Raw genomic sequence first — 20,241 nt, forward strand, 5'->3', positions numbered from 1 at the left:
CGGGTGTGGTTATAATCGACCACTTTATGAGCAAGAAGCGCGTTATGCAGCTGGTTCGAGGTCTCCACAACCTGCGCCCCGAGCATCGGGGCTGCGTCGCCACTATTGGCAACTTTGACGGTGTTCACCGTGGCCACCAGGCTATCCTGGCTCGGCTGCGCGAGCGTGCGGTCGAGTTGGGCGTGCCCAGCTGCGTGGTGATTTTCGAGCCACAGCCGCGGGAATACTTCACCCCCGAGACTGCGCCAGCCCGGCTGGCCCGCCTGCGGGACAAGCTGCAATTGCTGGCGGAAGAGGGCGTGGACCGTGTCCTCTGCCTGGCTTTCAACCAGCGTTTGCAAAGCCTGAGCGCCGCCGAGTTTGTCGACCGTATCCTGGTCGATGGCCTGGGCGTGCAGCATTTGGAGGTGGGTGACGACTTCCGCTTTGGTTGCGACCGCGTCGGGGATTTCGATTTTCTGCAGCATGCGGGCGTCAACCAGGGTTTTACCGTCGAAGCCGCGCAAACCGTCGAACTGGACGGCCTGCGCGTGAGCAGTACCCAGGTGCGTAACGCCCTGGCCGCTGCCGACTTCGCCTTGGCCGAGCGTTTGCTCGGTCGCCCGTTCCGCATTGCCGGACGGGTCCTGCACGGCCAGAAGCTGGCGCGCCAATTGGGCACGCCAACCGCCAACGTGCAACTCAAGCGCCGTCGTGTGCCGCTGACCGGGGTTTACCTGGTGAGCGTCGACATCGACGGCCAATCGTGGCCGGGAGTCGCCAATATAGGTGTCAGGCCCACGGTTGCAGGTGATGGCAAGGCCCACCTGGAAGTACACCTGCTGGATTTTGCCGGTGATCTGTATGACCGGCGTTTGACGGTGGTTTTCCACCAAAAGCTGCGTGAAGAGCAGCGTTTCGCCTCCCTTGAGGCGTTGAAAACGGCGATCAATGCGGATGTCGCCGCCGCCCGTGCACTAGCCGCACCTAGCGCCCATCGCTAACCGAAGAGCCTTAAATGACCGACTATAAAGCCACGCTAAACCTTCCGGACACCGCCTTCCCAATGAAGGCCGGCCTGCCACAGCGCGAACCGCAGATCCTGCAGCGCTGGGACAGTATTGGCCTGTACGGAAAGTTGCGCGAAATTGGCAAGGATCGTCCGAAATTCGTCCTGCACGACGGCCCTCCTTATGCCAACGGCACGATTCACATCGGTCATGCGCTGAACAAGATTCTCAAGGACATGATCCTGCGCTCGAAGACCTTGTCGGGTTTCGACGCGCCGTATGTCCCGGGCTGGGACTGCCACGGCCTGCCAATCGAACACAAAGTCGAAGTGACCTACGGCAAGAACCTGGGCGCGGATAAAACCCGCGAACTGTGCCGCGCCTATGCCACCGAGCAGATCGAAGGGCAGAAGTCCGAATTCATCCGCCTGGGCGTGCTCGGTGAATGGGACAACCCGTACAAGACCATGAACTTCAAGAACGAGGCCGGTGAAATCCGTGCCTTGGCCGAGATCGTCAAGGGCGGTTTCGTGTTCAAGGGCCTCAAGCCCGTGAATTGGTGCTTCGACTGCGGTTCGGCCCTGGCCGAAGCGGAAGTCGAGTACGAAGACAAGAAGTCCTCGACCATCGACGTGGCTTTCCCGATCGCCGACGACACCAAGCTGGCCGAGGCCTTTGGCCTGGCAAGCCTGGGCAAGCCCGCGGCCATCGTGATCTGGACCACCACCCCGTGGACCATCCCGGCCAACCAGGCGTTGAACGTGCACCCGGAATTCACCTACGCCCTGGTGGACGTCGGTGATCGCCTGCTGGTGCTGGCCGAGGAAATGGTCGAGGCATGCCTTGCCCGCTACGAACTGCAAGGTTCGGTGATCGCGACCACCACCGGCTCTGCGCTGGAACTGATCAATTTCCGCCACCCGTTCTATGACCGTCTGTCGCCGGTGTACCTGGCTGACTACGTCGAACTGGGTTCGGGTACCGGCATTGTTCACTGCTCGCCGGCCTATGGCGTGGACGACTTTGTCATCTGCAAAAAATATGGCCTGGTCAACGACGACATCATCAACCCGGTGCAAAGCAACGGCGTCTATGTGCCTTCGCTGGAGTTCTTCGGCGGCCAGTTCATCTTCAAGGCCGACCAGCCGATCATCGACAAGCTGCGTGAAGTCGGTGCGCTGATGCAAACCGCCACCATCCAGCATAGTTACATGCACTGCTGGCGCCACAAGACCCCGCTGATCTACCGCGCCACCGCGCAGTGGTTCATCGGCATGGACAAAGAGCCGACCACCGGCGACACCTTGCGTGTACGCTCGCTCAAAGCCATCGAAGACACCCAGTTCGTCCCGGCCTGGGGCCAGGCACGCCTGCACTCGATGATCGCCAACCGCCCGGACTGGTGCATCTCCCGCCAGCGTAACTGGGGCGTGCCGATCCCGTTCTTCCTGAACAAGGAAAGCGGCGAGCTGCACCCACGCACCGTCGAACTGATGGAAGTCGTGGCCCAGCGTGTCGAACAGGAAGGCATCGAAGCCTGGTTCAAGCTGGACGCCGCCGAGCTGCTGGGCGATGAAGCGCCGCAGTACGACAAGATCAGCGACACCCTCGACGTCTGGTTCGACTCGGGTACCACCCACTGGCACGTGCTGCGCGGCTCGCACCCCATGGGTCACGAAACCGGCCCGCGTGCCGACCTGTACCTGGAAGGCTCGGACCAACACCGTGGCTGGTTCCACTCGTCGCTGCTGACCGGTTGCGCCATCGACAACCACGCGCCGTACCGCGAACTGCTGACCCACGGCTTCACCGTCGACGAGACGGGCCGCAAGATGTCCAAGTCGCTGAAGAACGTGATCGAGCCGAAAAAGATCAACGACACCCTGGGCGCCGACATCATGCGTCTTTGGGTCGCGTCGACCGACTATTCGGGCGAAATCGCCGTGTCGGACCAGATTCTGCAGCGCAGCGCCGATGCCTACCGCCGCATCCGTAACACCGCACGCTTCCTGCTGTCGAACCTGACCGGTTTCAACCCGGCCACCGACCTCCTGCCAGCCGAGGACATGCTCGCTCTGGACCGTTGGGCGGTGGACCGTACCCTGTTGCTGCAACGCGAGTTGCAGGAGCACTACGGCGAATACCGTTTCTGGAACGTTTACTCGAAGATCCACAACTTCTGCGTGCAGGAGCTGGGTGGCTTCTACCTCGACATCATCAAGGACCGCCAGTACACCACCGGCGCCAACAGCAAGGCCCGCCGTTCGGCGCAGACCGCGCTGTACCACATCTCCGAAGCGCTGGTGCGCTGGATCGCGCCGATCCTGGCCTTCACCGCCGACGAACTGTGGGAATACCTGCCGGGCGAGCGTAACGAGTCCGTGATGCTCAACACCTGGTACGAAGGCCTGACCGAACTGCCGGCCGACTTCGAACTGGGCCGCGAGTATTGGGAAGGTGTGATGGCCGTGAAGGTCGCGGTGAACAAGGAACTGGAAGTGCAGCGTGCGGCCAAGGCCGTCGGTGGCAACCTGCAAGCCGAAGTCACCCTGTTTGCCGAGGACGGCCTGACCGCCGACCTGGCCAAGCTGAGCAACGAACTGCGCTTCGTGCTGATTACTTCCACCGCAAGCCTGGCGCCATTCGCCCAGGCCCCGGCGGATGCGGTCGCCACCGAAGTACCTGGCCTCAAGCTCAAAGTGGTCAAGTCGGCCTTCCCTAAATGCGCCCGTTGCTGGCACTGCCGTGAAGACGTCGGCGTGAACCCTGAGCATCCGGAAATCTGTGGTCGCTGCGTCGACAACATCTCGGGTGCTGGTGAGGTTCGCCACTATGCCTAATGCAGCCAGTCGTTTTGGACGTCTGGGCTGGCTCGTATTGAGTGTGCTGGTCCTGGTCATCGACCAGGCCAGCAAGGCTCATTTCGAGGGCTCCCTGGAGATGTTCCAGCAGATCGTGGTGATCCCGGATTACTTCAGCTGGACCCTGGCCTACAACACCGGCGCCGCTTTCAGCTTCCTGGCGGATGGCGGCGGCTGGCAGCGCTGGCTGTTCGCCCTGATCGCCGTGGTGGTCAGTGCGGTGCTGGTGGTGTGGCTCAAGCGTCTCGGCCGCGATGACACCTGGCTGGCTATTGCGTTGGCCCTTGTGTTGGGCGGCGCGCTGGGCAACCTGTACGACCGCATTGCCTTGGGCCATGTGATCGACTTCATTCTGGTGCATTGGCAGAACCGCTGGTACTTCCCGGCGTTCAACTTTGCCGACAGCGCCATCACCGTCGGTGCGATCATGCTGGCGCTGGATATGTTCAAAAGCAAGAAAACCGGAGAGACCGTCAATGACTGATCAGGTATTGGCTGAGCAACGCATCGGCCAGAACACGGAAGTCACTTTGCATTTCGCATTGCGCCTGGAGAATGGCGACACGGTCGACAGCACATTCGACAAAGCACCGGCCACCTTCAAGGTCGGTGATGGCAACCTGCTGCCGGGCTTCGAAGCGGCCCTGTTCGGTTTCAAGGCTGGCGACAAGCGTACCCTGCAGATCCTGCCGGAAAACGCCTTTGGCCAGCCCAACCCGCAAAATGTGCAGATCATCCCGCGTTCGCAGTTCCAGGACATGGACCTGTCGGAAGGCTTGTTGGTGATCTTCAACGATGCGGCGAATACCGAACTGCCCGGTGTGGTGAAGACTTTCGATGACGCGCAAGTGACCATCGACTTCAACCACCCGTTGGCCGGTAAAACCTTGACCTTTGACGTTGAAATCATCGACGTTAAAGCGCTCTGACTGACTAAACCGGTTCCTGTGGGAGCTGGCATGCCTGTGATAGCGTCACCTCGGCGTACTTGATATACCGAGTCGTTTGCATCGCGGGCAAGCCCGGCTCCTACAGAGGCTTACTCTTACAGAGTTGAGTTGATCCAATTTCTTGCGCTGCAAGACACGAGGCACAGCATGCAAATCAAACTCGCCAACCCCCGTGGCTTCTGCGCCGGCGTGGACCGGGCGATCGAAATCGTCAACCGCGCCCTGGAAGTTTTCGGGCCGCCGATTTACGTGCGCCATGAAGTCGTCCACAACAAATTCGTGGTCGAAGACCTGCGCGCGCGTGGCGCCATCTTTGTCGAGGAACTGGACCAGGTGCCGGATGACGTGATCGTCATCTTCAGTGCCCACGGCGTTTCCCAGGCAGTACGTACCGAAGCGGCAGGCCGCGGCCTGAAAGTCTTCGATGCCACCTGCCCGCTGGTGACCAAGGTGCACATCGAAGTGGCGCGCTACAGCCGTGACGGACGAGAGTGCATCCTGATCGGCCATGCCGGTCACCCGGAAGTCGAAGGCACCATGGGGCAGTACGACGCCAGCAATGGCGGGGCAATTTACCTGGTGGAAGACGAAAAAGACGTCGCCAACCTGCAGGTACAGAACCCTGAGCGCCTGGCATTCGTGACCCAGACCACCTTGTCCATGGACGACACCAGCCGCGTGATCGACGCGCTGCGCGCGCGCTTCCCGGCCATCGGTGGGCCACGCAAGGACGACATCTGCTACGCCACCCAAAACCGACAGGACGCGGTCAAGCAACTGGCCGATGAATGCGATGTGGTCCTGGTTGTTGGCAGTCCTAACAGCTCCAACTCCAACCGCCTGCGTGAGTTGGCCGAGCGCATGGCAACCCCGGCGTACCTGATCGATGGCGCCGAAGACATGCAGCGCAGCTGGTTCGATGGCGTCGAGCGTATCGGTATCACGGCAGGCGCTTCCGCCCCGGAAGTGCTGGTGCGCGGCGTTATCCAGCAGTTGCATGCCTGGGGTGCCACCGGTGCGGATGAACTGGCTGGGCGTGAAGAGAACATCACCTTCTCCATGCCCAAGGAGCTACGGGTTCGCTCGCTGCTCTGAGTACCTGTGTGCCGGAGTCGCTCCGGCACAACGCCTGCTCGGCACGCTCGCTGCGCAGGCTGATGCGCCCGCTGGGTGCCAGTACCACCTGATACAGGCTCTGCGCCAGATCTGTGGCGCATACGTGCACGGTGCCAGCGCGAAAACCTCCGCCTGAAAAAACCGGTTCGCCCAATCCGCTGAAGCGCACCTGGTTTTTGACCGGCCCATTGCCAACGATCGTCACTCCACCATTGTCCTGATGCTCCCGCAGGACTGGGTTGTCGTCATCCAAATGGCCGCGCCCGCTCGCATCCACAATGACCCGCCAGCCCTGGCTCCAGCTGTTCTCACGCGCATGAATGACCACCGCCTGGTTACGGGCGATGGCTTCGGTGCGTGCGTAGCGCAGGCCTGCGGTCAAGGATTGCGCCGCGCCGTGTCGCTGCTGTGAGTCCAGCAACCCCTTGAAACCGGGGGTTGCCAGGCCAGCCAGGATGCCGCTCACGATCAACCCGAGCAGCAGTTCGATCAGGGTGAAACCTTGTTGGTGCATGTGTCGTCCCTCCTTGGGTTCAGGTGCAGTCCTAGGTATAGCGCCCAGTGCATTGCGCCGAATGATGGCCTTCATGTCCAAAGTATTTCCCTTTGTTCCAGGAGCAGCGCGAGCGAAAAACCGACGCTAGTCTTGGGCCGCACAGCAGGTTTCTCCTGCTTTTTCCGGACCTCGACATGGATGACGACGGTTATGCCAGCCTGCCCCAACACCGGTTTCCCCCAGGATCTGTCTCGGCACCAAATTGGCATGACGCTGATCGAGGTGCTGGTTGCCGTGTTGATCCTCGCCATTGGCCTGTTAGGCACGGCGGTGATCCAGCTGAATGCGCTCAAGTACACCGACAGTTCCCGAATGACCAGCCAGGCCAGTTTCATTGCCTATGACATGCTTGACCGGATCCGCGCCAATTCTGCGGTCGACTACTCCTGGGGCCGGGCCGAGCGAGCCCCGGCCAGCAGCGCATCCGCCAGCGTGCGCGATCTGGACCTGCATGATTTCGAGGCCAATATCCTCGGCTTTGCCGGGGCCAGCGCCAAAGGCTCGGTGTCGGTCAGTGCGGGTGAGGTGACTGTCAGCATCAGTTGGGACGACAGCCGGGGCGCGAACAGGCCGGGCGCTCGGGAAACGTTCACCCTGACCAGCCGCATCAGCGATGAATCAAGGGGGGCGCAATGAGGCATCGTGTTCGGGGCTTCAGCCTGGTGGAAGTGCTGCTGGCGTTGGCTGTGGGCTTGGTATTGGTGCTTGGGGTCAGCCAGGTGGTGATTAGTTCCAGAGCCACCCATGCCAGCCAGCAGGCGGCGATGTTGCTGCAGGACGATGCGCGGTTCGTGCTGGGCAAGATCGTCCAGGACATTCGCCAGGCGGGCATGTTTGGCTGCCTGGCCACGGCGTTTATCGACGACGCTCCAGCAGCCTTTGATCAGCCTGTCAGTTGGAAGGCTGAGGCGGGTGTGAAGTCGCTGTCGCTGGTGACGGCGGATGTTGGTCAGCAGAGTGGCAAGCCTGACTGGACGGTGTTGTCCGATTGCACTGGAACCGCGCAGTCTTACGCCGGCAATGCGCCTGCGCCTGCCCCTGGACACATCAGGTTTGCGCTGCGCCAGATCACCTACACCTTCGAAGCGGGCCAATTGAGAGTGAGCACGCCTGCGGCGCCTGCCAAGGCGGTGTTGGTGGATAACGTGCAAGGGTTTGATATCAGCTTTGGCATGGCCGCCAAACCGTCTTCCACGCAGGTGGCGCGCTACGACGCAAGCCCGGCGGACCTGTCCTTGATACGCAGCGTGCGCATCCTGATGACGCTGCGAGACCCGACCGAGCGGGTGAAGGATCAAACCTACAGCGTCGTGGCGGCACTGCGTAACCGTCTGGGGTAGGGCTGACATGATGCTTCAAAAGCCTATTCGTCTGCGGCAGGCCGGCATGGTGCTGCTGATCAGCCTGGTGGTGTTGTTGCTGTTGTCGCTGATCGGTCTGTCATCCATGCAAGGGGCGGTCAGCCAGCAAAAGGTCACCGCCAGTCTCTGGCACCGTAATCAATCGCTGCAAAGCGCCGAGAGTGGCTTGCGGCGTGGGGAGTCGGTGGTGCAGCGGTTATTTGCGACGCTGCCGCCGTGCCGGTCGATTGTCACCTGTGCACCGCCGGCCGCCGCCTATTCGGTGGTTGGGGCTGGGGTGGACCCTGTGTCGGGCATTACTTGGACTGCACTGGACGGCGGTCTATACGGCGTTCAAGCCCTGGGGGGCGCGGTGGGGCTGGCGCATTTACCACCACAAACCGTGGCCGACGTATATCGAGTGACGGCTGTCGGGTTGAGCGGCCAATTGCGCACGGTGCTGGAGAGCGTCTATGCGCATGTAGAAGAAGAGGGCGGCTCGCGTTTCCGGCGGGTGGCCTGGCGGCAACTTCAATAAGGAGCGTTGAAATGGGCATGGACAGGCGGGGTTTTACACTGATCGAGTTACTGATCGCCGTGGCCATCATCGCCGTGCTGGCCGGGATTGCTTACCCCGGCTATACCGGCCATATGAAAAAGGTCTATCGCGCTGAAATCGTCGCGTTATTGACCGACCAGGCTCAGCATCTGGAACGTTTTTATACGAGGAGCGGCACTTTTATTGATGCAAGCGGCGTCAGTGCGGGCAACGATCGCTATAGAATCACCGCAGCATTGAACCCTCAGGATTTCCAGCTGGTGGCTACGCCTGGCGTCGACTCGGTCATGACCGGCGATCGTTGCGGCGCCTTCAGCCTGACCAGTACCGGTGCGAGGACCAATCCGGGCGCTGCACCTGACATTTCGCGCAGGCAGTGCTGGGGGCAATGATGAGGGTGCGGGATGACTGGGCGCCAGGTGCGCTTGTTCCTTTTTATCGGCTGGATCAAATGATGGCAGAGCAACAGCAGGTAGTGATTGTCGGTGGCGGGGTCATCGGCTTGTTGACGGCGTTCAACCTGGCGACCCAAGGGCAAGCAGTGGTGTTGCTGGAGCGCGCGGGGTTGGGGCAGGAGTCCTCCTGGGCGGGCGGCGGTATTGTCTCGCCGCTGTATCCGTGGCGCTACAGCCCCGCTGTCACTGCGCTGGCCCATTGGTCCCAGGACTTTTATCCACAGTTGGCGCAGCGCCTGTTTGCGCAGACCGGTGTTGACCCAGAGGTTCATACCACGGGCCTGTACTGGCTGGACCTGGACGATGAAGCCGAGGCCCTGGCCTGGGCTGCGCGCGAAGGCCGTCCATTGAGCAAAGTGGACGTGTCGGCCGCCCATGACGCCGTTCCGGTGTTGGGTGGCGGGTACGCCAATGCGATCTACATGGCTAACGTCGCCAATGTGCGCAACCCGCGTCTGGTCAAATCCCTCAAGGCGGCACTGCTGACATTGCCCGGCGTGACCATTCACGAACAATGTGAAGTGACGGGTTTTTTGCTGGATGCGGGCAATGTAGTGGGGGTGAGCACTGCTGATGGGGCGATCTTCGGCGATCAGGTCGTACTGGCGGCCGGCGCCTGGAGCGGTGAGCTGCTTGGTACGTTGGGCCTGTCGCTGCCGGTCGAACCGGTCAAGGGCCAGATGATCCTGTACAAATGCGCTTCGGATTTCTTGTCGAGCATGGTCCTGGCCAAGGGGCGTTACGCGATCCCCCGACGTGACGGGCACATCCTGATCGGCAGCACGCTGGAGCATGAAGGCTTCGATAAGACCCCCACTGAAACGGCGCTGGAAAGCCTCAAGGCCTCGGCGGTGGAGTTGATTCCCGCGCTGGCGGACGCCGAGGTGGTTGGGCATTGGGCCGGATTGCGCCCAGGTTCGCCGGAAGGTATTCCTTACATCGGCCAAGTGCCGGGCTTCAAGGGCTTGTGGCTCAACTGCGGCCATTACCGCAATGGCCTGGTGCTTGCGCCGGCGTCGTGCCAGTTGTTTACCGATCTGCTGCTGGAGCGTGCGCCGATCATCGACCCCGCGCCTTATGCGCCCGAAGGTCGGATCAACGCTGGATAGACTTCGGCCCTTGCTCCAAATGCGCCTGGGTGCAATACCACTCCTGGCGCGAGCTCAAGGCGCGATCCTGCGGCAGGTGCACGCCGCAGTGGGCGCAGCGCACCATCAGGGCAGCGTCAGGCTCGCTGGTGCGTTGCTGCTTGGCGGCCGGGCTTTTGAATTTGCGCCAGAACCATACTGCGGCGGCAATGACGGCAATCCAGAACAGTAGACGAAGCATGATGGGCAGTTTCTCGACAAGGAATGCGCCAGTTTAGCCAAGGACGTGCCAGGCGCACAGCGCAATAATACCGCCCACAAAAAAGGAGCCTCGAAAGGCTCCTTTTTGATGACGGCAGGTGCAATCAGTCGAACACACCGAAGGTCATGTAGCTGAACCACGAACGGTCCTGGTTGTTGCCCAGGGCCTGCGGTTCTTCCTCTTCGATCACGTCGCCGTTCTCGTCGTGGGGCTTGAGGTCCGAAGGAATGGCGTCCTTGGCGTCCTGGTACTGCTTGATCACGTCCTGGTTGGCGCGGGTTTCGCCCGGCGGCAGCGGTGGACGGGATTCGATCAGGCCCAGGGTGTACTTGCTCAGCCACGAACGGTTGTCGGCTTCGGCAACCTGAGGCACGAACTGGCCGTCCTTCAGGCTTGGGTGATCCGGGTAGTTGAGCTTCAAGGTTTCCAGGCTGGTGCTGGCCAGTTCGTCCAGGTGCAGACGCTGGTAAGCCTCGGTCATCACGGCCAGGCCGTCACCCACGGAGGGGGTTTCCTGGAAGTTCTCTACCACATAGCGACCACGGTTGGCGGCAGCTACGTAGGCCTGACGGGTCAGGTAGTAGTGAGCCACGTGGATCTCATAGGAAGCCAGCAGGTTGCGCAGGTAGATCATGCGCTGCTTGGCGTCGGGCGCGTAGCGGCTGTTCGGGTAGCGGCTGGTCAGCTGGGCGAACTCGTTGTAGGAGTCGCGGGCAGCGCCCGGGTCACGCTTGGTCATGTCCAGCGGCAGGAAGCGCGCCAGCAGGCCGACGTCCTGGTCAAACGAAGTCAGGCCCTTCATATAGTAGGCGTAGTCGACGTTCGGGTGCTGCGGATGCAGGCGAATGAAACGCTCGGCGGCGGACTTGGCAGCTTCCGGCTCGGCGTTCTTGTAGTTGGCGTAGATCAGCTCGAGCTGGGCCTGGTCGGCGTAGCGCCCGAACGGATAGCGCGACTCCAGTGCCTTCAGCTTGGCTGTGGCGCTGGTGAAGCTATTATTGTCCAGGTCTTTCTGAGCCAGTTGGTACAACTCGACTTCGCTCAGGTTTTCGTCGACGACTTCCTTTGTTGACGAGCAAGCAGCAGTCATGGCGAGGATGGCGATCAGCAGCAGGTGTTTCACTTGCATGGCGGCTTGCGTCCCTATGACGGCCGCTGTCTTGGGCGGGGCCGTCCTGTTATGATGAGCGCCCCGTTGAAAGCCTCGGGGCAAAAGACGCCGTATTTAACCACAAGCGCGCAGCCGAAACCAAAGGCTGTGCCACGCCTAGTCTGAGCATGTCCGATAAAATTGAACTTCGCGCAGAGGTGCCGTCCGAATTGGGCGGCCAACGCCTCGATCAAGTCGCCGCACAATTATTCGCTGAGCACTCGCGCTCGCGCCTTTCCGCCTGGATCAAAGACGGCCGCCTGACTGTGGATGGAGCGGTTATCCGCCCGCGAGACATAGTCCATGGCGGTGCGATTCTTGAGCTGACTGCCGAGCAGGAAGCCCAGGGAGAATGGGTCGCCCAGGACATCGAGCTGGATATCGTCTATGAAGACGACGACATCCTGGTCATCAACAAACCCGCAGGCTTGGTGGTTCACCCGGCCGCCGGGCACGCTGATGGCACTTTGCTCAATGCCTTGTTGCACCACGTGCCGGACATCATCAACGTCCCGCGCTGCGGCATCGTGCACCGTCTGGACAAGGACACCACCGGCTTGATGGTGGTGGCCAAGACCATTCAGGCGCAGACGCAGTTGGTCACACAATTGCAGAGCCGCAGCGTCAGCCGGATCTACGAGTGCATCGTGATCGGCGTGGTGGTGGCGGGCGGCAAGATCAACGCCCCGATCGGTCGCCATGGCCAGCAGCGCCAGCGTATGGCGGTAATGGAGGGCGGCAAGCAGGCCGTCAGCCACTACCGAGTGTTGGAGCGTTTCCGTTCCCACACCCATGTGCGGGTCAAGCTGGAAACCGGCCGTACTCACCAGATTCGCGTGCACATGGCGCACATCAACTTCCCGTTGGTCGGTGATCCTGCCTACGGTGGTCGCTTCCGTATTCCGCCGGCGGCCAGTGCAACCATGGTTGATTCGCTGAAAAACTTCCCACGCCAGGCACTGCATGCGCGCTTCCTGGAACTGGATCATCCGACGAGCGGTAAGCGGATGAGCTGGGAATCGCCTCTCCCGGACGACCTCGTCTGGTTGTTGTCGCTGCTCAAGCAGGATCGCGAGGCGTTTATCGGATGAGTGACTGGCTGATTCCTGACTGGCCTGCGCCGGCTCAGGTGAAAGCCTGCGTCACCACCCGTGCGGGCGGCGTCAGCCTGGCGCCGTTTGACAGCCTCAACCTGGGCGATCATGTCGAGGACAGCCTGGAGGCCGTCCTTGAGAATCGCCGTCGTCTGACTGAGGCCTTTTCTATTCAGCCGGCCTGGTTGCGCCAGGTTCATGGCGTGAACGTGGTCGAGGCTGATCCTGCGCGCATCGCCGAAGCCGATGGCAGTTGGACCAGCACCCCAGGCATCGCCTGCACCTCCATGACCGCCGATTGCCTGCCTGTGTTGTTTTGCAACCGCGCCGGCACTCGCGTGGCGGCGGCCCATGCCGGTTGGCGTGGCCTGGCGGCGGGTGTGCTGGAAGCCGCGTTCGAGAGCCTCGACACCGAACCAGACCAAGTATTGGTATGGCTGGGCCCGGCAATCGGTCCCCAAGCCTTTGAGGTCGGTCCGGAAGTGCGTGAAGCCTTCATGCTGCAGCTGCCGATCACCGCCGAAGCCTTTGTGCCCAGTCGTAACCCCGGCAAGTTCATGGCCGACATCTATAAGCTGGCCCGTCTGCGCCTGGCTGCACGCGGCGTCACGGCTGTTTATGGTGGAGGGTTGTGCACCGTGACCGACCCACGCTTCTTTTCCTACCGGCGCAGCCCTCGCACCGGTCGGTTTGCCTCCCTTATCTGGCTGGAACGCTAGACTCATCTGATCTGCGTCAACTCCCTGTCGCTTGAAACTCCCAGAATCCACCCCATCTATAAGGGTATCTGGCAGGTTTCTTCATTCAGGATGTTTTATAGCTCCGGCCTGCTCAAAAGGAAGGTGACTAATGCGTATTGATCGTTTAACCAGCAAATTACAGTTGGCACTGTCTGACTCTCAATCCCTGGCCGTGGGCCTCGACCACCCGGCCATCGAGCCTGCGCACTTGATGCAGGCGCTCCTGGAGCAGCAAGGTGGTTCTATCAAACCCTTGCTGATGCAGGTGGGCTTCGACGTCAACAGCCTGCGCAAGGAGTTGAGCAAAGAACTCGACCAACTGCCGAAAATCCAAAACCCGACCGGCGACGTGAATATGTCCCAGGACCTGGCGCGCCTGCTCAACCAGGCAGACCGTCTGGCCCAGCAGAAGGGCGACCAGTTCATCTCCAGCGAACTGGTGCTGCTCGCTGCCATGGACGAGAACAGCAAACTCGGCAAGTTGTTGCTGGGCCAGGGCGTGAGCAAGAAAGCCCTGGAAAATGCCATCAACAACCTGCGGGGCGGCGACGCGGTGAACGACCCCAACCATGAGGAGTCGCGCCAAGCCCTGGATAAATACACCGTCGACCTGACCAAGCGCGCCGAAGAGGGCAAGCTTGACCCGGTGATCGGCCGTGACGATGAAATCCGTCGCACCATCCAGGTGTTGCAGCGTCGTACCAAGAACAACCCGGTGCTGATCGGTGAGCCGGGCGTGGGTAAAACTGCGATTGCCGAAGGCCTGGCCCAGCGCATCATCAATGGAGAAGTGCCGGATGGCCTTAAAGGCAAGCGCCTGCTGTCCCTGGACATGGGGTCGCTGATTGCCGGTGCCAAGTTCCGAGGCGAGTTTGAAGAGCGCCTGAAATCCCTGCTCAATGAATTGTCGAAGCAGGAAGGGCAGATCATTCTGTTTATCGACGAGCTGCACACCATGGTCGGCGCCGGTAAAGGCGAGGGCTCCATGGACGCCGGCAACATGCTCAAGCCAGCCTTGGCGCGGGGTGAGCTGCACTGCGTCGGTGCTACCACGCTCAACGAATATCGCCAGTACATTGAAAAGGACGCGGCCCTTGAGCGTCGCTTCCAGAAAGTGCTGGTGGAAGAGCCGAGCGAAGAAGACACCATCGCGATCCTGCGTGGCCTGAAAGAGCGTTATGAGGTCCACCACAAGGTGGCCATCACCGACGGCGCGATCATTGCGGCGGCCAAATTGAGCCATCGCTACATCACTGACCGTCAGTTGCCTGACAAGGCCATCGACCTGATCGACGAGGCAGCCAGCCGCATCCGCATGGAGATCGACTCCAAGCCGGAAGTACTCGACCGTCTGGATCGGCGCTTGATTCAACTGAAAGTCGAGTCCCAGGCCCTGAAGAAAGAAGAAGACGACGCGGCGAAGAAACGCCTGGAAAAACTCCAGGAAGAAATCGTCCGTCTGGAACGCGAGTATTCGGACCTGGAAGAAATCTGGACCTCGGAAAAAGCCGAAGTGCAGGGTTCGGCCCAGATCCAGCAAAAGATCGAGCAGTCCCGCCAGGAGCTGGAAGCCGCACGCCGTAAAGGCGACCTGAACCGTATGGCTGAGTTGCAGTACGGGGTGATCCCCGACCTGGAACGCAGCCTGCAAATGGTCGACCAGCACGGCAAGCCTGAGAACCAGTTGCTGCGCAGCAAGGTAACCGAGGAAGAAATTGCCGAAGTCGTTTCCAAATGGACCGGCATTCCCGTGTCGAAAATGCTCGAAGGCGAGCGCGACAAGTTGCTGAAGATGGAAAGCCTGTTGCACCAACGCGTAATCGGCCAGGAAGAGGCCGTGGTGGCGGTGTCCAACGCGGTACGGCGTTCGCGGGCCGGGTTGTCCGACCCGAACCGCCCGAGCGGCTCGTTCATGTTCCTCGGCCCGACCGGCGTGGGTAAGACCGAGCTGTGCAAGGCCTTGGCCGAATTCCTCTTTGATACTGAAGAGGCCATGGTGCGGATCGATATGTCCGAATTCATGGAGAAACATTCGGTGGCTCGCTTGATCGGCGCTCCACCAGGCTATGTGGGCTACGAGGAGGGCGGTTACCTGACCGAGGCTGTGCGGCGTAAGCCTTACTCGGTGATCCTGCTGGATGAGGTCGAGAAAGCGCACCCGGATGTGTTCAACATCCTGTTGCAAGTGCTGGAAGACGGCCGCCTGACGGACAGCCACGGGCGTACCGTGGACTTCCGCAACACGGTGATCGTGATGACGTCCAACCTGGGGTCGGCGCAGATCCAGGAGTTGGTGGGTGATCGTGAGGGCCAGCGCGCTGCCGTGATGGATGCGCTGACCAGCCACTTCCGCCCGGAATTCATCAACCGGGTCGACGAAGTGGTGATCTTTGAGCCGCTGGCACGTGATCAGATCGCGGGCATCACCGAGATCCAGTTGGGCCGCCTGCGTGGCCGCCTGGCCGAGCGCGAGCTGGACCTGGTATTGAGCAGCGAGGCGTTGGACAAGCTGATCGCGGTAGGTTACGACCCCGTGTATGGCGCACGGCCGCTGAAACGTGCGATCCAGCGCTGGATCGAAAACCCGCTGGCGCAGTTGATCCTGTCGGGCAGCTTCATGCCGGGCACCAGTGTCGAGGCGACCGTGGAAAACGACGAAATCGTCTTCCACTAAGCCCCGTCTGTTGGCTAATAAGAGAAGGCCCCGCATTGCGGGGCCTTTTTTTTCGATAGGGCGTTGAACTGTAAGGCAAAGGCTTGTAAAGTGCGCCCCGCAGCAACGTCAGCCCACGGGTTTCTTCTCCCCAAGAAGAAATCAGAAACAAGCGCAAATCATTGTCTTAAAAGCAATTTAAAGGGTTGACAGGGGTTTTTAAGATTGTAGAATAGCGCGCCTCAGACACATGAACGTAGCGATACGGACAAGTCGAAGAGAAGGTAGTAAGCAGTAACGTAGTACTTTGAAATATGTAGTTCCGTGATAGCTCAGTCGGTAGAGCAAATGACTGTTAATCATTGGGTCCCAGGTTCGAGTCCTGGTCACGGAGCCAATTTCAATATCGGGGTATAGCGCAGTCCGGTAGCGCGCCTGCTTTGGGAGCAGGATGTCGGGAGTTCGAATCCCCCTACCCCGACCATATTTGGGTCGTTAGCTCAGTTGGTAGAGCAGTTGGCTTTTAACCAATTGGTCGTAGGTTCGAATCCCACACGACCCACCATTTTTGAGACCAGTTAACGCTGGAATCGAATCTTAAGATCAGAGGCCAAAAGCGCTGATCGAAGAAGGCGACTGAAAGGTCGCCTTTTTATTACCGGGGTATAGCGCAGTCCGGTAGCGCGCCTGCTTTGGGAGCAGGATGTCAGGAGTTCGAATCCCCTTACCCCGACCATATTAAAAATCCTCGTATCGAAAGATACGGGGATTTTTTTTGTGCGCGAAAATCTTGACTCTCCGCAAAACAAATGTGGGAGCGGGCTTGCTCGCGAATGCAGTGGCTCAGTGTCAGATGTGCTGACTGATACACCGCATTCGCGAGCAAGCCCGCTCCCACATTTACCAGATCCTATTCGGGACCGTGTTGTCAGTGGAGCTTGAGGCGTGGCTCGGTGCCTCGCCCGATCTTGCTCCCCAGCATCAGCATCGCCGTGCGAAAGAAGCCATACAGCGCCATCTGGTGCATGCGGTACAGCGACACATAGAACATCCGCGCCAGCCAACCTTCCAGCATCACGCTGCCGGTGAGGTTGCCCATCAAGTTACCCACCGCCGAGAAGCGCGACAGCGAGATCAGCGAGCCATAGTCGGTGTACTTGTAGCTCGGCAGGTCCTTGCCCTCGATGCGCAGCTTCAGCGACTTGGCCAGTAACGAGGCCTGCTGGTGAGCTGCCTGGGCCCGTGGTGGTACGTTGCGGTCGGTGCCCGGTTGCGGGCAGGCGGCGCAGTCGCCAAACGCGAAGATGTTCTCGTCGCGAGTGGTTTGCAGTGTCGGCAACACCTGCAGTTGATTGATGCGGTTGGTTTCCAGGCCATCGATATCCTTGAGGAAACCGGGTGCGCGAATACCGGCCGCCCATACCTTTAGGCTGGCCGGGATCACCTGGCCACTGGTGGTGATCAGTGCATCGGCCGTCACTTCACTGACCGCCGAATTGGTCAGCACGGTCACCCCGAGCTTCTCCAGGGTTTTGTGCACCGGCGCGCCGATACGCTCCGGCAGGGCAGGCAGCACTCGTGGGCCGGCTTCGATCAGGGTGATGTGCATGTTTTCCGGCTTGATGCGGTCCAGGCCATAGGCGGCCAGCTCATGGGCGGCGTTATGCAGTTCGGCGGCCAGTTCGACCCCGGTGGCACCTGCGCCGACGATGGCGACGCTGATTTTTTCCACCACGTCGGTCTGCCCGGCATGGGCGCGCAGGTAGTGGTTGAGCAACTGCTGGTGGAAGCGCTCGGCCTGCTTGCGGGTGTCGAGGAACAGGCAGTGCTGCGCGGCGCCCTCGGTACCGAAGTCATTGGTGGTGCTGCCGACCGCGATCACCAGGCTGTCATAGCCCAGCACGCGCGCAGGCACCAGCTCACGGCCTTCTTCGTCGAGGGTGGCGGCCAGCTGGATCTTCTTCTGTTCACGGTCGAGCCCGCTCATGCGCCCCAGTTGGAACTCGAAGTGGTTCCATTTGGCCTGGGCGACATAATTGAGTTCGTCTTCCGAAGAGTTCAGCGAACCGGCTGCCACTTCGTGCAGCAAGGGCTTCCAGATATGGGTCAGGTTGGTGTCCACCAGCGTGATGCTGGCAGTGCCGCGCTTACCCAGAGTCTTACCCAGGCGGGTAGCTAACTCCAGGCCGCCGGCGCCGCCGCCGACGATAATAATACGATGGGTCATGGGGATATCTCGCAAGGCTAAAAGAAATCGGAGCAGTTACCCCCGCGAGCGCCAGGCAGCTCATAGCGTCAGGTAACTCAAAAGTCGGCTCAGCAAGCCAAGGCCGATCACCACTACCAGCACCACACCCAGGAGCAGCCACGGCCGGAAAGGCTTGCGCTCGACTCGGTGTTGGGAGAGTTGGAGGTACTCTTCGACATGCTGTTGGTCATCGGGGTTCAGGCGGCTGGTCATAAAGGCCTCGTCAGGTAGACGTTGCAAAAGGGCGCCACGTTACAGTCCGGGGGCTCAGAGGCTGATGCCCACATCGAACACTATGCTGCGGCCCAGGTTGTTGCGCAAGAAATCCGGTGCATCCGGGTGGGCGAACAACACCCGTGCAAAGGTCGGCCCCACCAGCGACAGCGAGCGCCAGCCCTGGCGCAGGTATTCCGTCGGCGGCGGAAAATGACTGTTGAGGTCGAGCACTTCACGCTTGAGGCTGGTGAAGGCGACGATATCCAGCTCCCCCAGGTCCATCCCGCGCTCTTTGTAGTTATGGGCCTTCTTGCGCAGCGTGGGCGCCAGGCGCAGCAAGAACTCATGGGCCGGGATGCGTCGCGGCTTGGCCTCGCGCCGCACCAGTTGGCTCAGGGAGAACGCGCTGCGTCGGCGCAGCAATTCGTCGCGCCATTCGTCGTTCAGGCGGCGGCCCTCATCCAGTACAAAAAACACCTCGAAGCTGGCGTCGCGAAACAGCACGTCCGGCGGCTCTTGCCCGGCGGCGTGGAATTCTTCGGCACGGTAGGGCACGTTCAGGCCTTGCAGCAGGCGCTGGCAGACCCAACGCTCACGCTCCCATTTGCGGGCATTGGACAAGAATGCGTTGGCTTGTTCGGCCGCTACGGTCAGCAGGCGCAAGTAATCTGAGTCATCCATAGCTAGCAGCTTAGCGCCCAAATGATGACCGCAGGAAGTCCCGCTGCAAAAGCTCGGTGTAGACTGGGCATTCGAGCGTTCCACCGGGTAAGAGGAGTGTGCAGTGAAGATTCTAGCGGTGTTTTTGTTGGCTCTGTTGCCTGTGGGGGCCCAGGCGGTTGAAGTGGGCGAGCGCCTGGCCCCTTGGACCCTGCTGGATCAATTCGATCAGGCCTACACCCTGGATAACCAGGCGCAGGTCCTGCTCGTTGCGCGTGGCATGGACGCCGCCAAGCAGGTGGATGCAGCGCTGCAGGGCCAACCCAAAGGCTACCTTGAGGCACGACATGCTGTGTTTGTTGCCGATATCCAGCGCATGCCGCGCCTGATCGCCAAGCTGTTCGCGGTACCGGCCATGCAGTCCTACAACTACCGGGTCATGCTGGACCGTGACGCACGCATTGCGCCGCGTTATCCGGGGCCTGTGGATAAAGTGCTGTGGCTGCAACTGGATAACGGCAAGCTGGTCGCCGAGCACGCCTACAGTTCTGCCGCCGAACTGCGTCAGGCCCTGGAGCAGGTGAAGCCGTGATCAGCGCCGCGGTGTTGGCGCCAGCAACACTCGGGGCCGGCTGGCTGTTGTATGTGCCCCTGGTAGTCTGGGCCATCTTGCGTTCACCTTGGGTCGAACTGTTTGCCGACCGGCGGCGCCAGCATTTGCTGTTTGGCACCGTGTTCGCCTTGTTCATGCTGTGGCTGGTACGGCGGGATTTCGACACCGGCGTGTCCTACCACTTTATCGGCATGACCGCCGTGACCCTGTTGCTCGATTGGCCCCTGGCGATCGTGGGCGGTTTTGCCGCCCAGTTGGGTTTGATGGCGCTGGGACGCCAGGACCTCGCAGCCCTGGGCGTCAACGGCCTGCTGCTTATTGGGCTGCCGGTGCTGGTCACGGAAGCCTGCGCGTTGCTGGTCGAGCGGGCGCAACCGCGCAATCCCTTCGTGTATATCTTCTGCTCCGGTTTTTTCGCCGCCGCGCTATCGGCTTTGCTCTGCCTGGTGCTCGGACTGGGGCTGTTGTGGTTCGACGGCCGTTTTGCCCTGCCGGAATGGCTGGAGGATTTTGTCGGCTACCTGTGGCTGATCATCTTTCCCGAAGCCTTCATCAACGGCATAGTTATCAGCGCGCTGGTGGTGTTTTGCCCGGAATGGCTGGAGACCTTCAACCGCACGCGCTACCTGTCCGCCCCCTGGAAGGACGACGATTCACAGCGTTGACCCAGATCAAATCCCACCCACCCAAG

At 60.8% G+C, this 20,241-nt stretch carries 21 protein-coding genes and 4 tRNA genes; 19 read left to right on the plus strand and 6 right to left on the minus strand.

The annotated features are described in order from the left end of the window. Positions 1-44 precede the first annotated feature (44 nt). The 5 genes from ribF (at position 45) to ispH (ending at position 5,895) form a co-directional block, all read left to right on the plus strand. Positions 45-983: a bifunctional riboflavin kinase/FAD synthetase gene (gene ribF / locus PF1751_RS03750; RefSeq protein WP_010213269.1), complete on the plus strand. Its 939-nt coding sequence runs from the start codon at positions 45-47 to the stop codon at positions 981-983. A gap of 14 nt (positions 984-997) precedes the next feature. Continuing rightward, a complete protein-coding gene (gene ileS, locus PF1751_RS03755) occupies positions 998-3,829 on the plus strand; it encodes an isoleucine--tRNA ligase (protein ID WP_010213267.1) in 2,832 nt (943 codons plus the stop codon). Further along, on the plus strand, positions 3,822-4,334 hold the full coding sequence (gene lspA / locus PF1751_RS03760) for a signal peptidase II (protein ID WP_010213265.1): 513 nt from the start codon (positions 3,822-3,824) through the stop codon (positions 4,332-4,334). Before ileS ends, lspA begins: the two co-directional genes overlap by 8 nt. Before the next feature lie 7 nt (positions 4,335-4,341). Beyond that, positions 4,342-4,779, plus strand: a complete 438-nt coding sequence (fkpB, locus tag PF1751_RS03765) for an FKBP-type peptidyl-prolyl cis-trans isomerase (RefSeq protein WP_010213263.1) — start codon at positions 4,342-4,344, stop codon at positions 4,777-4,779. Positions 4,780-4,947: 168 nt separating this feature from the next. Next, a complete protein-coding gene (gene ispH / locus PF1751_RS03770) occupies positions 4,948-5,895 on the plus strand; it encodes a 4-hydroxy-3-methylbut-2-enyl diphosphate reductase (RefSeq protein ID WP_010213261.1) in 948 nt (315 codons plus the stop codon). On the opposite strand, the gene PF1751_RS03775 is transcribed toward ispH, so the two are convergent. Next, positions 5,849-6,430 carry a GspH/FimT family pseudopilin gene (locus PF1751_RS03775; protein ID WP_021491923.1) on the minus strand — a complete coding sequence of 194 codons (582 nt, stop codon included), beginning with the start codon at positions 6,428-6,430 and terminating at the stop codon, positions 5,849-5,851. The two genes, ispH and PF1751_RS03775, sit on opposite strands and share 47 nt — an antisense overlap. A 192-nt stretch (positions 6,431-6,622) precedes the next feature. Between PF1751_RS03775 and pilV the strand changes: the two genes are divergently transcribed. From pilV to thiO, 5 genes are all read left to right on the plus strand, one after another. Then, positions 6,623-7,108 (plus strand): type IV pilus modification protein PilV, encoded by a 486-nt coding sequence (pilV, locus tag PF1751_RS03780; protein WP_021491922.1) that lies wholly within the window; start codon positions 6,623-6,625, stop codon positions 7,106-7,108. Further along, positions 7,105-7,812, plus strand: coding sequence for a PilW family protein (locus PF1751_RS03785; protein WP_010213256.1), 708 nt, complete (start codon positions 7,105-7,107; stop codon positions 7,810-7,812). The genes pilV and PF1751_RS03785 overlap by 4 nt, the downstream gene beginning before the upstream one ends. Before the next feature lie 7 nt (positions 7,813-7,819). Continuing rightward, on the plus strand, positions 7,820-8,350 hold the full coding sequence (locus PF1751_RS03790) for a pilus assembly PilX family protein (protein ID WP_044286627.1): 531 nt from the start codon (positions 7,820-7,822) through the stop codon (positions 8,348-8,350). 11 nt (positions 8,351-8,361) lie between these two features. Continuing rightward, positions 8,362-8,763 carry a type IV pilin protein gene (locus tag PF1751_RS03795; protein WP_044286628.1) on the plus strand — a complete coding sequence of 134 codons (402 nt, stop codon included), beginning with the start codon at positions 8,362-8,364 and terminating at the stop codon, positions 8,761-8,763. 62 nt (positions 8,764-8,825) lie between these two features. Next, entirely contained in the window at positions 8,826-9,935 is a 1,110-nt protein-coding gene (gene thiO, locus PF1751_RS03800; protein WP_010213251.1) for a glycine oxidase ThiO, read from the plus strand. Here thiO and PF1751_RS03805 read toward each other — a convergent pair. Beyond that, the gene (locus PF1751_RS03805; protein WP_028618786.1) at positions 9,922-10,155 is read right to left on the minus strand and encodes a PP0621 family protein; all 234 of its coding nucleotides are present in this window, start codon (positions 10,153-10,155) and stop codon (positions 9,922-9,924) included. The two genes, thiO and PF1751_RS03805, sit on opposite strands and share 14 nt — an antisense overlap. Positions 10,156-10,279: 124 nt before the next feature. Further along, on the minus strand, positions 10,280-11,305 hold the full coding sequence (locus PF1751_RS03810) for an outer membrane protein assembly factor BamD (protein ID WP_010213249.1): 1,026 nt from the start codon (positions 11,303-11,305) through the stop codon (positions 10,280-10,282). Between the two features lie 149 nt (positions 11,306-11,454). Between PF1751_RS03810 and rluD the strand changes: the two genes are divergently transcribed. From rluD to PF1751_RS03845, 7 genes are all read left to right on the plus strand, one after another. Beyond that, positions 11,455-12,417, plus strand: a complete 963-nt coding sequence (gene rluD, locus PF1751_RS03815; protein ID WP_010213248.1) for a 23S rRNA pseudouridine(1911/1915/1917) synthase RluD — start codon at positions 11,455-11,457, stop codon at positions 12,415-12,417. Continuing rightward, the gene (gene pgeF / locus PF1751_RS03820) at positions 12,414-13,139 is read left to right on the plus strand and encodes a peptidoglycan editing factor PgeF (protein ID WP_010213246.1); all 726 of its coding nucleotides are present in this window, start codon (positions 12,414-12,416) and stop codon (positions 13,137-13,139) included. Before rluD ends, pgeF begins: the two co-directional genes overlap by 4 nt. 130 nt (positions 13,140-13,269) lie before the next feature. Further along, positions 13,270-15,834, plus strand: coding sequence for an ATP-dependent chaperone ClpB (gene clpB, locus PF1751_RS03825; protein ID WP_010213245.1), 2,565 nt, complete (start codon positions 13,270-13,272; stop codon positions 15,832-15,834). Positions 15,835-16,134: 300 nt separating this feature from the next. Continuing rightward, positions 16,135-16,210 (plus strand) — tRNA-Asn (locus tag PF1751_RS03830). Positions 16,211-16,220: 10 nt separating this feature from the next. Next, positions 16,221-16,297, plus strand: a tRNA-Pro gene (locus tag PF1751_RS03835). Between the two features lie 5 nt (positions 16,298-16,302). Continuing rightward, positions 16,303-16,378, plus strand: a tRNA-Lys gene (locus PF1751_RS03840). Between the two features lie 94 nt (positions 16,379-16,472). Continuing rightward, positions 16,473-16,549: transfer RNA gene (locus PF1751_RS03845), tRNA-Pro, on the plus strand. Between the two features lie 192 nt (positions 16,550-16,741). On the opposite strand, the gene PF1751_RS03850 is transcribed toward PF1751_RS03845, so the two are convergent. The 3 genes from PF1751_RS03850 to PF1751_RS03860 are packed head-to-tail and all read right to left on the minus strand — an operon-like array spanning position 16,742 to position 18,958. Beyond that, positions 16,742-18,040, minus strand: a complete 1,299-nt coding sequence (locus tag PF1751_RS03850) for an NAD(P)/FAD-dependent oxidoreductase (RefSeq protein WP_042571057.1) — start codon at positions 18,038-18,040, stop codon at positions 16,742-16,744. A gap of 60 nt (positions 18,041-18,100) precedes the next feature. Beyond that, complete coding sequence (locus PF1751_RS03855) at positions 18,101-18,274, minus strand: DUF3094 family protein (protein ID WP_044286631.1); 174 nt, start codon at positions 18,272-18,274, stop codon at positions 18,101-18,103. Between the two features lie 54 nt (positions 18,275-18,328). Further along, positions 18,329-18,958, minus strand: a complete 630-nt coding sequence (locus PF1751_RS03860; RefSeq protein ID WP_010213242.1) for a DUF1780 domain-containing protein — start codon at positions 18,956-18,958, stop codon at positions 18,329-18,331. A 103-nt stretch (positions 18,959-19,061) separates the two neighbouring features. Between PF1751_RS03860 and PF1751_RS03865 the strand changes: the two genes are divergently transcribed. Then, a complete protein-coding gene (locus PF1751_RS03865) occupies positions 19,062-19,529 on the plus strand; it encodes a hypothetical protein (RefSeq protein ID WP_010213240.1) in 468 nt (155 codons plus the stop codon). After that, on the plus strand, positions 19,526-20,215 hold the full coding sequence (locus tag PF1751_RS03870) for an energy-coupling factor ABC transporter permease (RefSeq protein ID WP_044286632.1): 690 nt from the start codon (positions 19,526-19,528) through the stop codon (positions 20,213-20,215). Before PF1751_RS03865 ends, PF1751_RS03870 begins: the two co-directional genes overlap by 4 nt. Positions 20,216-20,241: the final 26 nt, after the last annotated feature.

Origin of the sequence: Pseudomonas simiae (genome assembly GCF_000934565.1) — a bacterium.
Taxonomy (GTDB): domain Bacteria; phylum Pseudomonadota; class Gammaproteobacteria; order Pseudomonadales; family Pseudomonadaceae; genus Aquipseudomonas; species Aquipseudomonas simiae.